Raw genomic sequence first — 246 nt, 5'->3', positions numbered from 1 at the left:
CGTCGGGCAGCTCTCGATGATCGCCGGCGCGATGTTGCTGCCGTCAATGTCGGACAGGCTCTGCGTAGCGAAGATGACGCTGGCGTTCTTTTTGCGCAGCGTTTTGAGCCATTCGCGAAGCTGGCCAGCGAATCCCTCATCGTCCAGCGCAAGCCAGCCTTCGTCGATGATGAGCAGCGTCGCCCGCCCATCCAGCCTGTCGCCGATGCGGTGAAACAGATAGGCAAGCACGGCGGGAGCCGCGCC

At 63.4% G+C, this 246-nt stretch carries 1 protein-coding gene; it reads right to left on the bottom strand.

Annotated features, from left to right (window positions below):
• On the bottom strand, positions 1–246 hold a 246-nt coding region (locus AC0MA3_RS26685; RefSeq protein WP_474658376.1), incomplete at both ends, for a TraG/VirB4 family ATPase.

The organism is Paenibacillus sp. LS-5 (genome assembly GCF_056121505.1).
The sequence above is the reverse complement of the archived record's forward strand: the minus strand, read 5'-3'. Positions and strand labels throughout refer to the sequence as shown.